We start from the raw sequence: 12,047 nt of genomic DNA on the forward strand, positions 1-12,047 counted from the left end.
TCTTTTGCCAGTTTTGTCAGTCCTTTTATGGGATATACAACAGCGCAAACTCCGCCTTTCTCCGTTTGAGCAGCATGGCGTGGCGTTTTCCTTTGTAGTTGCAGAAGGCTATATACTCACGGTAGATGTTCCTGTCACCAGCTTCCAGCTTCTTGATTAAGGTGCTTTTGGGGATTGTTTTGCTGCCTAACAGCTTCGCCGGTCCCACATTGTAAGCTAACGTGCCAAGCAAAATCGAATCAACCCCGAATTTACGGAACATGGCGACAAATTTGCGCAGGTCTTTCCGCAAAAGTTCATCCGCATCCCGTTTTGTCATGGTTCGTGCCGAATACTTCTCGTTTGGCAAAAGTTTGTGACCCCAACCGACGTATGGGTAGTGTTTTTCTGAGTGCCAGCCTTCAAAGTAGCGGCAGCATAAAAAAGCACGTTCCATAAGCGGCAGTCGGTAGATTGCCGCCTGCCCGTCCGTTCCCTCTTGGCGGCTGATCTGCGCGGACACAGAACAGACCGTCAGAAGTGAACAGAGCATTGTCATGAATACACGCATCATTTCAACAAGGGGCTGAAGTTGCCGATGGGAACGATGGTAAGATCGTCGTCCTTTACATTCCTGTTGTTGAAGTCAAATTCCAGTTCGTAGGAGTTGCTAAAGTTATCCTCCACCACCACGATGAAATTATGCGCCTCATCACCCGCCGCCGTGTAGTACAGGCGGAATTTTTCGTTCTCCAGCAGGTAGCGGTCGTTAGGCAGGAAGGTGATGCCGTTATCCATTTTGAGCGAGCCTTCCCCCTCGAACTGGAAATAGCGGATGGTATAGAGCGTACCCGAAAAGTCGCCCTCCTTTTTCAGTTCACAGCGGATTTCCACTGTCTGCCCCTTTACTACCTTGTTCGGCACGGGCATGACCTCCACCGTGAAGGGATAGGACTGCTGGATGTCCATGTCATCGTCACATGACACGAGGGTGAATGACATGGCGGCTATCAGGCATAACGCCACTGCCTTGAATATTGATGTTCTCTTGTTTCTGTTGTTCAGTATGTTCATTGTTCTTCGATTTTTAGATGGTTGTTTTTCTGTTTTTTCGTTGTCAGTTGCAGGTACTCGTTCAAGTCCTTGCAACCGTCATAGAGGGAGGAACGGTCGGTGACACGTTCCCCGTATCGCATGGTAAGTGCGGCAAGCGTCCGCCGTCCGGCTTCGTCACGGTCGAGGAAGCAGCCGATGCGCCCGTATCCGTCCAGCAATCCCGCCGCCTTCTCCACGTTGGCGACTGAGTTCAGCACAAGACAGTCAGCGTTACCGGTTACACCAAGCGTCACGGCAGAGAGAAAGTCCATGAAGCCCTCGAACACGAGGCACTCGTCAGCCGGGATGTCATTCGCCTTTACCAGTGATACAGACTTCGGAGGTATGCAACCCTTGAAATATCGGCTTCTGACTTCATAGCCACCTGCCATGTTCGGAAAGCCAACGGCAAAATACCGTTTCCCACGCACACCGTAGTTCAAGCGGCAGCAGTGACGGGATGCGATGGCGTAAGGGATGCCCCGTTCCTCTAAATACTCCGTCAGCAGTGAGCGGAGCAGCGGAGCGACCTCCACATCCTCAAAAACGGATTCGGTCGGCTTCGAGAGATAGACGGGCTTTTCCCATCCGGCAACCGTCATATTGGCGGCTTCCGCTATGAACTTCGCTTGCTTCATGAAGTCATCGCTTTGCAGAAACTCCCCGGCAAGCGTGAAGATGTCGCCGCCCTTGCCCAAACCGAAGTCGTACCAGAGCTGTTTCGCCACGTTCACACGGAAAGAGGATGTGCGCTCGCCCCTGTACGGGGCAAGATACCACAGCTCGTTACCGCTCCTTCTGACAGGCTCATGCCCCAGCCGTGCGAGAAAATCCGCAAGCGGCATCCTTCTGACAGCATCTATTTCCGTCCTTTCCATGCCCGTGTCAGTTGATGATGAACTTGATACCGACCCCGAACTGCGTGTGGAACTTCCGTGTGTCGCCACCCCAAAGGCAACGCTCCCGCAGGTTGGCAAGCAGGGCGATACGGTCTGCCACGTAACACTCCACATCGAGCGTCAGCGCACCGCCGTAGATGAAGGCGTCCCGGTCGTGCAGCGTGGAGCCGTCATGCAGCACCTTCTTCCCCCAATTTACCGCCTCATATCCGGCGAGAGCCGAAGCCCCGGCATAGACGAAAACAATCTTTCGGGCGTCCGACAGTATCTTGAAGTAATAGCCGCCCTCCGCCGTGAACTGCGCCACGGGTATCTTGGTGTCCTTGTAGGGATTGTTCTTCAACAGGTATTCGCCACCGAACACCCACTTGTTCCCCTTCTTCGTGTAGGTGGAGAGAGCCGCCCCGAAGCTGTACCCGCCGTCCTTGCCGCCGAGATTGAAGCCGTCCGCCATGTCCGCCCTCACCTCGATGCCCTGCATCTTCGGCAGACACCGCTGGGCGTGCGCCTGCCCTGTAAAAAGGGCAAGCGACGCGATGATTATTGCGATGTACTTTCTCATGGTCAGCGTACTTGAAGTTCGTTGATGGTACCCGCGCGTACCAAATCCTCGTTCTCAATCACGAAGGACTGGTGACGGCCGCCGTTCTTCTCGTTCAATTCCACCACGAGGCACTTGTCATCGGGGATGGTGAACTTCGCCATCGTGAAGACCGTGCGCTCGCTCTTTTTGCCCGGCACGAGGGTGGCGTAGTTCTGCGCGCGGAGCGGCAGAATAATCTGCTCCTGCACGGCAGTACGCTTCGCAACCTTCTTGTCCACGATTTTCCAAGTGATGTAGTCCACATCGAAAGGCACGTTGCTCTGGTTCTTTATCTCCGTGTGGAAATAAAGCAAGCCGTTGTGCGTGTAGATGCCTTTCAACAGGTATTGGATGCCGAAACGCTTGCAGCCGATATGCTTCACCTCGCGCTTGTTCTGTTTGTGGATGGACTTCATGATAAGGCGCACCAGCATCGGGCTTTCGCTGCCCAGCTCTTTCAGATAGATTTCCTGCGCGTTGTTCGGGCGGTTCACCGTGCTGCCGTCATGGATGAAGTCGCACATCTCCACGTTGAGCAACAGCGGTTCGGCGGCGTACTTCACGTTGAAGGTGTAGAAACTGCCGTCCTCCGTGATGACGGACATATTCGTTTCGTTGGGAAAATTCCTTACGGTAGCCTTCACACGGATGATGTTCTCCGCTCCGTCGGCTTTCCCGGCAATCAGGTCGGGCGAGCCTAAATCGACATAGCGCACCTCCGCCGGAAAAATGACGTGGACGGTCTTGTCGTAGGTCACTTCCAGACCGTGCGGCGGTATCATGCGGTCGAAGGTCAGCTTGCGTGACAGCCCGTGATATAGGTCGCCGTCCGCCTCCTTCTGCGGATAGACCTCCTTCGTCAAGGTCGGTTGTTCACTTCCGTTGGTCGTTTCAACGGTTACATTCTCCTGCGCGTTGGCAGTTATGATGCCCATAGCGAGGGCAAACATGATGATTACTTTTCTCATTACTTTTGGATTTTAGTGGTAATTTTTATTGTTTTCAATATTTTTCTTGGTAAAGCATGACCCTGTACCCGGCTTTCAGATGCACCTTGACGGTTCGCATCTTTTTGGCGATGTACTGGCTCGTGCCTTGTATCAGCCCCTTGCCCAAGTCGGAGGCGAGCTGCGCCCCGGCATTGGTGGAGATGTTGATGCTGCTTCCCAGCGAGCCGCCCATGTTGGCGGCGACCTCCCGGACGGCGTTCATCTCCATCGAGTTCGGGATGAAGATGCCGGGCTGTCCGTCCGTGTCATAGACCGCAAGCTCCACGGGGATAATCGTGCCGTCGTATTCCAGCGAGGTAATCTCGATGTCGAGCCGCTCACCCTGTATCTTGCCCGTGCCGACCACCACCGCACCCCGGGGTATTGTCCTGCCTGCCACCGCCATAGGCTCCAGCAGGCGCAGCCTTACCGTCTGCCCGTCCGTCACGCTCTGCGCCCCATGCACGCACGCCGGTATGGTGTTCCTGTCCAATACCTCCGCCGTGCCGACAGCCGTGTTGAAACCCCGGTTGCGTTCCTGCGATAAGGCGGCGACAAACTCCGCGTTACTCATAGGCTGTGAGAGTGAAGAAACTACTTGATGCTCCACCTGTCTGATAGGCATTGCCTTGTTCTTCTTCCCTTTCTGCACGGTAGTTGGCTCTGCCCTCTGTTCCGCCGATGGCTGTCCTCCGTTCTGACCGCCCATGTACTTTGCCGCCAGCTCGTAGGACTTCTCCATAAGAGCCACCTGCTCGTCCATAGAGGAAGCCTTGCCCCTCTCGCTTTCCAGTTCCGACTCCAGCGATGCGATGCGCTCCAACAATTCGTCCATCTCCGCATTGTCGTTTTTCGGCTGGTCGTAGAAGTTTCCGAGCGTGGCGTTCAGGTCACGGTAGGCGGCTGCGGAGGACTGGATGGTCTGCGGCGTGGCTGGCTTTGCCCTTTCTTCCTTGCCGCCCGGATTGGCGAGGTCGAAGTCCACTCCGTTCTCCGTTCCCGCTATCTCGCGGTCGAACATGTCGCCCAGCTGCCCGATGGCACGGTTGCGGCTCTCCTGACGCTCTTCCATCTCCCCATGCTCGTAGGCTTTCAGCTTGTCGCCGATAATCTGCCGGTTCGCCTTGTCAGCGTCGGGCATCTCGGTGTTGTATCCGTCCGTTCCCGGCGGTTGCTCCTTGCCGGAGGACGGGGCGAATATCAGCCACATCGCCCCGATGAACACCAACACCATAGCGGGCAGCACGATCATCTTCTGCCGTTTCAGCCGTTGCGCCTCTGTCAGCGGTTCGCGCTCCTTTTTCGGTTTCCCCGTTTCGGGAGCAGCTTTGTTCTCTTTCGTCGGTTCATTCTTTGTCTGTTCCATATAAATAAGGTGTTAAGTGATTGCCTGTTTCCGCCGGGGTCGGCAGTTCCACCCGTCCGGCGTGTCCCGTTTCCATATGTGAGCCGTCGTTCCTGCCGATGTCATAGACGGCTCTGCCGAAGGTGTAAAGGGCAAGCACCGCGAAGGCGGCGAACATCCCCAGCACGATGCGGCGGCGTGTTTCCGGCGGCAAGCCGTCCAGATACCCTTTGAGACTTGCCGCCAAGCGTTTCCGTTTGTCGTGGAGTTTCCAATACATGCCCCACATTGATTTTCTGATACTTTTCATGTCCTGTTACCGTTTGATAGTCTGTAAATCCTTGTTCTCAATGATGGTGAAACCCTCGATGGTAAAACCGTTCGGGTTGTCATCCGACCGCGATGCGTTCAGCAGGCGGCAGGTGGTCACGAGGCTGCGCTCGGTGACGTTGCTCTGCCGGATGATTTTCTGTGTGGCGTAGGTCACGGCACGGTAGGGATAGGCGTTGAAGTCGCACACCACGCTGTCCACCTTCAGCACTTGGTTGATGTTCCCGGCGATGATGCGGTTGTAGTACCCCTTCTCCGCGAAGTCCGAATAATAGTGGTACACGCTCTTGTCCGCCAGCAGCAAGGCACGTTTCACGTTGTGTTCAATCGCGCTTTTTTCAGGTGATAGCGTGAAGAACATCTCGTGGAAACGGCGCACATGTTCCCGTGCCTCCGCCGGGCGGTTCTGCGACAAATCCTGAGACAAGGCGAGCATCAGGCTCTTGCCGTTGTCCAGCACATAGATTTTCTCCCGTTGCTTCTCTGCGAAACGGTAGGAGTTCCACACGCTCCACACCGTCACCACGGCGCACAGCGAGAGGAAGACGATACCGAACAGGCGTATCTGCCTGAACGACGATTCGATGTTTCTAAGTGATTTGAATTCCATTTATATTTTCCAATTTATGATTGCACATTGATTATTTCAGCAATTTGCCGACACGTCCGACTGCGTTTCCTGCGGCTGCACCCGCCACGCTGCCCGCCATGCTTCCGGCTCGTCCCGCCATCTGGTTCACGTTGCGACCGTAACCGCCCATGCCTCCGGCTTGGATAATCCAGCCCGCAACGGTGGGAATGGTAAAGTAGCCGATGATGCCGATGCAGAGGAATACGATATACACCCCGTCGCTCGAATCCAGCGAGAAGTTCGGGTCTGCCTGCATCCGCTCGATGTCGTTTTGCAGCATCAGAACCTGTATCTTCGCCAGTATGGTGCTGAACATGTCCGATACCGGTAGCCACAGATAGACCTGTATATAGCGGCATATCCACTGCGTGAGCGTGTTTTGGAAACCGTCCCATACCGACAGGGCGAAGGCTATCGGACCGAGAATCGCCAGCACCACGAGAAAGAAGGTGCGGACGGTGTCTATCACGAGGGCGGCGGCTTGGAACAGCAGTTCGAGTATCTCGCGGAAGAAGTCGCGGATGCTCTTCTTCATGTTGTACATTCCCCGGTCGATATACATTCCCGCCATCGTCACCATGTCGGAGGGCGACCAGCCGAGTTCCTCCAGTTGCTTGTCAAATTCCTCGTTGGACACGAGGTAGGCGGTTTCGGGGTTGCGTACCATCGCCTCGTATTCCAGTTTGTCCTTCTGCTCCCGGTATCGGTTCATGTCCAGCGTTTCCGCCTCCAGCATCTTTGCCGTGCCCTGTACGACGGGTGAGAGGATGCTGTTTATCGTGCCCAGCACCACAGTCGGGAAGAACATGATGCACAGACCGATGGCAAAAGGACGGAGCATCGGGAATACGTCTATCGGTTCAGCTCTCGCCAGCGACTGCCATACCCGGTAGGCGACGTAGAACAGCGCACCCAGCCCGGCGATGCCTTTCGCCACACCAGCCATGTCCCCACACAGCGGCATCATCTGCTCATAAAGTGAACGTAAAATCTGATGAAGGTTGTCGAACTTCATAGGCTACCAGTATCTTTCGTTCATGTTCCCGTACAGCCCCATGATGCGGTCGAGGTCGTTCTTCTTTTTCGCACGCAGGTAACTCACGGAGATGTTCTTGTTCGTGTAGTAGCTCACGAGGTTGCGGTAACGCTTCATCTTCGAGTGGCAGCGTTCCACCACGTCCATGCGCTCCTTGTCGGTCATGGAGAGCGTGGTGATGTTCACCACGTTCCTGAGTTCCGTCAACACTTCGTTGCTTTCCTCCAGCAGTTTCGTGTAGCCGAAAGCGATTGCGGAAAGCTCTTCGGGTCTGAAATTCCCGTCACGGAGCATCCGTTGGAAACTGTTCACATAGATGTCTGTGATGTCGCCCACCATCAGGATGGTCTGCTGCACCTTGCGGGCGTCCTTGACCAGATTGTTCACCGATTTGAGGGCATCGTAATACTTCTTGCCCTGCTGATAGATTTTCACCGTCTCCTGAAAGTTGCTCACCATGTTCGTGGCGGTCTTGGAGGTATGGATGATGTTTTTGGAGGCATTGATGATGCCCTGCGCTAGATTGCCCGGATCGCTTACGACCCACTGTGCGCTTGCCCTGCCCGCGAAAAGCAGGCACAGGCAGATAATCATTGTTATTCTTGTTCTCATGTTACTTTGGATTTTAGTGGTTGTTATTCTTCGGTCGGATGTCCCGGCTGCGGCTTCACCCGCACATAGTCCCCGTTTGGCGAGAAAGTCAGCACATCCGTGGCCTCGTTGTAGGACACGTCGATGCGGAAGCCGGTGTTCATGAACAGGTTGCCGTTCTCCTCCTGCAAGAGATAGGTTTCCGGCTTGAGCTTGCGGCGCAGACCGCTACGACGGAACACCGTCACTTTGTAGGCTTCGCCCTCCTTGTAGATAAGCACGTCAGGTTTTCCCTCCACGCTCTCCCAGTTCCCGCACAGCATGTCGCGGCGGTTGTCGGCCACGTCGCAGGATTGCAGCATCATGACCGCCAATCCGATAAGGCACTTGCTGACTTGCAGCATTTTCACTTTTGGTAAATTCATACGCGTTTTTCTTTTTTGGTTGATACATTCTGTTTTTTAGTTATTCCTTGTTTCTCCGCCTTTCGGCAAGCTGCCGGATGGCGGCTTCGATGTCGTCGCCCAGCTTCTCCGCCAGACGGTAAACCTCCACTTTTTCCGTTTCCTCGGTGGTGTACGCCAGATACTCTTCCGCGCTGACCTCCGTGGCATAGACCGCCGACTGCGTGCCGCCCAAGCCTATCCACACCTCCTTGTAGAGCCGTGAAGGGTTGTTCGCCATGTTGATGGAGAGTATCTGCGACTTCTCCTTTTCCGTCAGTCCGAGCAACGCCTGTATCTGGTCGAACTTGTTCATATATTTCCTTTGGTCAAGCAGGATTTTACAATCCGAGTTGTTGATAATGCTCTCTTTGACCACCGGAGAACTGATAATGTCGTCCACCTCCTGCGTCACCACGATTGCCTCGCCGTAATATTTTCTGACCGTCTTATACATATAGCGCAGATATTCAGCCATGTTCGCCGATGAGAGGGCCTTCCAAGCCTCTTCCACGATAAGCTGTTTCCGCACGCCTTTCAGCCGCCGCATCTTGTTGATGAAGGCTTCCATGATGATGATGGTCACGACGGGGAACAGTTCGCGGTTTTCTTTAATCGAATCTATCTCGAAGACGATGAACCGCTTGCCGAGCAGGTCGATGTTCTCCGTGGAGTTGAGCAGGAAATCGTAACGCCCGCCCCGGTAATACTGCCGCATGGTGGTGAGCATGTTGTCGATGTTGAAGTCGGACTTCTCCACCTTGATGTCACGCTGTGCCAGTTCCTTGCGGTAGTCGTCACGCATATACTCGTAGAAGGTGTTGAACGACGGCACGATGCTACGGTCGGATTGGATGCGCTCAATATAGGCACTCACGGCACTGCCCAGCTCGCCGCTCTCCGTCTTTGTCACCTTGTCGTCCTCCGACTTCCAGAGCGTCAGCAACAGGGTCTTGATGCTGTCCTTCTTCTCCACGTCGAAGATGTAATCGTCGGTGTAGAACGGGTTGAAGCTGATGGGCTTATCTTCCGTGTAGGTGAAATACACACCGTCCGCTCCGCCTGTCTTGCGTCGGATCATGCCGCACAAGCCCTGATAGGAGTTTCCCGTGTCCACCAATACCACATGTGCGCCTTGCTCATAATATTGGCGCACGAGGTGGTTCATGAAGAAAGACTTGCCGCTGCCCGAAGGACCCAGCACGAACTTGTTGCGGTTGGTCGTGATACCTCGCTTCATGGGCAGGTCGGAGATGTCAAGGTGCAGCGGTTTTCCCGTGAGCCTGTCCACCATCTTGATGCCGAAGGGCGAGAGCGAGCTGCGGTAGTTGGTTTCCTCTGTGAACAGGCACACCGCCTGTTCGATGAAGGTGTGGAAACTCTCTTCCGCCGGGAAGTCCGCCGCATTGCCGGGTATCGCCGCCCAGTAGAGTGTCGGGCAGTCGATGGTGTTGTGGCGCGGCACGCATTCCATGCTTGCCAACTGGCTGCCCACGTCGTTCTTGATATGCTTCAGTTCCTCCGCATCGTCGCTCCACGCCATGACGTTGAAGTGTGCCCGTACCGAGGTCAGTCCGTAGGAATGGGCTTCGTTCAGGTATTGGTCTATCCACTCGCGGTTGATGCTGTTGCTCCTTGAATAGCGAGATAGCGACTGCATGTTACGGGCGGACTTCTCGAACTTCTGCAAGGTTTCCTCACTGTTGTCTATCAGCACATACTGGTTGTAGATATGGTTGCAGGAGAGCAGAAGCCCCACCGGGGAGGCGAATGACAGTCGGCAGTCACTCCGGTCGGTGGAGAGCTTCTCGTAACGGGTGTCGGTAGCCACCTTGCCCGGCAGGTCTTCCGCGTCGGAGAGGGTGTGCAGACACAGGCGGTTGTCGCCGATGCGCATCTCCCTTGCCGAAAGCTCGATGTCCTGCAAGGTGGTGTCACCTTCCGGCATGAGCGAGAAGTAGCGTTCAATAAGTCCCGTCTTTCCCTCAGTACCCACAATCTCATCGGTGGAGAGGCGGCGCAGCCTGACAAGCCCGCTGTCGTTCATGATGCGCTCGAACTGTTCGCAGGCTTCCAAGAACTTGGTCGTGGTTTCCCTGTCCAGCTCCTTCGGGATGATATGTCCCCGGCACAGCGTGCTGAAATTGCTCTGCATCCGGTTACGCTCCTTTGTTGTCTTGGTCAGGTAGAGGTAGCAGGTGTGTTTCAGGTACGGACGCTCGTTGAAGTGACGCTCGAAAGAGCGGCTTAAAAAGCTCATGTCGTCCTTCTGAAGCTCCGGTTTGTAGCGTTCCTTGATGAACCAGTCCTGTTTGTGGACGACGGAGTAGTCCGGCAGCACCTTGATAGCCTTGCACCAGCAACTGTGTATCGCCTCGTACTCCGCACCCGTCACGGTGTAAAGTTCCGGTAGTTCCACCTCGAAAGCCACCGTGATGTCGGCGTCCTTTGAGATGATGCAGCCATGCTCCACCGCTAAAAGTGGGAACCTGTTTTCCAGTGTTGTCATTTTCGATGTATTCCTCATTGTCTTTCTTCCTTTCGTTGTCGTTTGAACAGACGGGTTATCCGCCGCCGGTTGATAAGGTATCGGGGATGGCTCCGTGCCGCTCCTAATTTCATCAGCCCGTGTTCACCGTACCGGGCGTTCAGCGCGAAGGTCTGCCATACAAGGAGGGAGGACGATGCCGCGCCGAAGCCGATACATATCCACTGGTCGATACCGACCATGTAGAGGATGACGAACAGGACGAAGAGAGCCAGCAGACCTCCGCAGAAGATGAAGAGGTACTGTGCCTTCAAGCCCTTGAACTCTACCGGACGGCCGATACCCTTGTTGATTGGGTATTCAGCCATACATTATTTATTAAAGGAAGAATGAGCGCAGGATGGTGGCGGCAACAATCAGGAAGATGCACGCGCCGAACCACGAGGCGGCTGTCTTGCTGGTGTCGGGGTCGCCCGATGAAAACTTGCCGTACACTTTTACGCCCCCGATAAGCCCGACGACTGCACCGATGGCGTATATCAGTTTAGTTCCGGGGTCGAAATAAGAACTCACCATAGAGGTGGCTTCGTTGATGCCCGCGATGCCGTTTCCCTGCGCGAAAGCGGAGGCGGTTGCGGCGATGACAAGTGCCGCGGAGAGGATTGCTTTTCTGTTTTTCAAGATGTTCTTGTTCATAAACTGTTCTTGTTTTTTGCCGTCAAAAGGGTGGATGGTCCTTTGTCGGGCGGTTGATACTTTGTTTCTTTACTTTGGTTTTAGTGGATGCCCGTTTGTTTCCACGGACGTGGGCGTGTCCGTTGCGGATGGGGATGCGCCTTGCGTTTCCTCGCCGCGTGGGTTGATGTCATTCTTTCATGTTCATTTCTTTTATTGTTGTCATACATAGTTGCGAATGTCGAACTCCTCGATGTTGTCCGGCACGACGAACTCCTTTTCAGATTTCTTCAGCCGAATCTCGATAAGCCCCTTGATGCGGATGCCTATCTCCGAAGAGCCTTCCATCATTTTCTCGTACAACTCCGTGCCCTCCATGTCGGTGAACACCTTAGCCGCCTTTTCACGTTCCGCCTGTGTCGCGTCCGGGTTTTTGGCGGTCTTGCAGGCGTCGTCAATCTCGTCAAAGCTGCTGCCCGAAGCCCGTGGCGTGTCCGAGGCGTCCTCTTCCGGTTCGTCGTCCCCGTATCCCAGTTCCTCCGGCGGTATGCTCGTGAAGGTCTCATCGAGTTTTTCCTCCGGGACTTGTGCCGGGCGGGATGCGTTTCCCGTTTTTCCGTCGTCAAAAGTAGCCTCTTCCTCCGACAGCTCAATGCCTTTTTCAATAGTGGCGGCTTCTTGCGTCGGTATGGCAGCGGTTGTCCGGGTGGATGCCATCCTGAAACGGCTCTTGCCGATGATGTCCGCCTTTTCCGCAGGGACTTCCTCGTGTGCCGCTATGCGTTTAGCCTCATTCCCGTCCAGTGACCGCCATAATCCGACAATGCCCTTGAAGAAGCGGACAATCCGCGTGTCCATGATGCGCTCGTAAAGGAGCAGGAACAGGAACCAGAGGTTGCAGCCGACCGATACCGCCAGCAGAATGTCTGTCATGCTGATTGTGTAATTCATATCCTTCCGTTT

At 54.8% G+C, this 12,047-nt stretch carries 15 protein-coding genes; all 15 read right to left on the reverse strand.

Features of this window, described 5'->3' with window-relative positions; genetic code table 11:
* Positions 1–25: 25 nt before the first annotated feature.
* The gene (locus tag DBK98_RS06610; protein WP_004291526.1) at positions 26–553 is read right to left on the reverse strand and encodes a hypothetical protein; all 528 of its coding nucleotides are present in this window, start codon (positions 551–553) and stop codon (positions 26–28) included.
* Positions 550–1,053, reverse strand: coding sequence for a DUF3872 domain-containing protein (locus tag DBK98_RS06615; protein ID WP_004291525.1), 504 nt, complete (start codon positions 1,051–1,053; stop codon positions 550–552). Before DBK98_RS06615 ends, DBK98_RS06610 begins: the two co-directional genes overlap by 4 nt.
* The gene (locus DBK98_RS06620) at positions 1,050–1,952 is read right to left on the reverse strand and encodes a toprim domain-containing protein (protein ID WP_004291524.1); all 903 of its coding nucleotides are present in this window, start codon (positions 1,950–1,952) and stop codon (positions 1,050–1,052) included. Before DBK98_RS06620 ends, DBK98_RS06615 begins: the two co-directional genes overlap by 4 nt.
* Before the next feature lie 7 nt (positions 1,953–1,959).
* The gene (locus DBK98_RS06625) at positions 1,960–2,535 is read right to left on the reverse strand and encodes a conjugal transfer protein TraO (protein WP_004291523.1); all 576 of its coding nucleotides are present in this window, start codon (positions 2,533–2,535) and stop codon (positions 1,960–1,962) included.
* A 2-nt stretch (positions 2,536–2,537) separates the two neighbouring features.
* A complete protein-coding gene (gene traN, locus DBK98_RS06630; RefSeq protein WP_004291522.1) occupies positions 2,538–3,524 on the reverse strand; it encodes a conjugative transposon protein TraN in 987 nt (328 codons plus the stop codon).
* 34 nt (positions 3,525–3,558) lie between these two features.
* Positions 3,559–4,911, reverse strand: coding sequence for a conjugative transposon protein TraM (gene traM / locus DBK98_RS06635; protein WP_004291521.1), 1,353 nt, complete (start codon positions 4,909–4,911; stop codon positions 3,559–3,561).
* Positions 4,892–5,200 carry a TraL conjugative transposon family protein gene (locus tag DBK98_RS06640; RefSeq protein ID WP_004291520.1) on the reverse strand — a complete coding sequence of 103 codons (309 nt, stop codon included), beginning with the start codon at positions 5,198–5,200 and terminating at the stop codon, positions 4,892–4,894. The genes traM and DBK98_RS06640 overlap by 20 nt, the downstream gene beginning before the upstream one ends.
* Before the next feature lie 6 nt (positions 5,201–5,206).
* A complete protein-coding gene (traK, locus tag DBK98_RS06645) occupies positions 5,207–5,830 on the reverse strand; it encodes a conjugative transposon protein TraK (protein WP_004291519.1) in 624 nt (207 codons plus the stop codon).
* A 31-nt stretch (positions 5,831–5,861) separates the two neighbouring features.
* Positions 5,862–6,866 carry a conjugative transposon protein TraJ gene (gene traJ / locus DBK98_RS06650; protein WP_004291518.1) on the reverse strand — a complete coding sequence of 335 codons (1,005 nt, stop codon included), beginning with the start codon at positions 6,864–6,866 and terminating at the stop codon, positions 5,862–5,864.
* 3 nt (positions 6,867–6,869) lie between these two features.
* A complete protein-coding gene (locus tag DBK98_RS06655) occupies positions 6,870–7,499 on the reverse strand; it encodes a DUF4141 domain-containing protein (RefSeq protein ID WP_004304283.1) in 630 nt (209 codons plus the stop codon).
* Between the two features lie 23 nt (positions 7,500–7,522).
* Entirely contained in the window at positions 7,523–7,903 is a 381-nt protein-coding gene (locus DBK98_RS06660; protein WP_004291516.1) for a DUF3876 domain-containing protein, read from the reverse strand.
* A gap of 40 nt (positions 7,904–7,943) precedes the next feature.
* On the reverse strand, positions 7,944–10,448 hold the full coding sequence (locus DBK98_RS06665; protein WP_004291515.1) for a TraG family conjugative transposon ATPase: 2,505 nt from the start codon (positions 10,446–10,448) through the stop codon (positions 7,944–7,946).
* Complete coding sequence (locus DBK98_RS06670) at positions 10,445–10,777, reverse strand: DUF4133 domain-containing protein (RefSeq protein WP_004291514.1); 333 nt, start codon at positions 10,775–10,777, stop codon at positions 10,445–10,447. The genes DBK98_RS06665 and DBK98_RS06670 overlap by 4 nt, the downstream gene beginning before the upstream one ends.
* A gap of 10 nt (positions 10,778–10,787) precedes the next feature.
* Complete coding sequence (locus tag DBK98_RS06675) at positions 10,788–11,105, reverse strand: DUF4134 domain-containing protein (protein WP_002560983.1); 318 nt, start codon at positions 11,103–11,105, stop codon at positions 10,788–10,790.
* A gap of 201 nt (positions 11,106–11,306) precedes the next feature.
* Complete coding sequence (locus DBK98_RS06680) at positions 11,307–12,035, reverse strand: hypothetical protein (RefSeq protein ID WP_004304280.1); 729 nt, start codon at positions 12,033–12,035, stop codon at positions 11,307–11,309.
* Positions 12,036–12,047 lie beyond the last annotated feature (12 nt).

This window comes from Bacteroides sp. PHL 2737 (assembly GCF_004115325.2).
Lineage (GTDB): Bacteria > Bacteroidota > Bacteroidia > Bacteroidales > Bacteroidaceae > Bacteroides > Bacteroides hominis.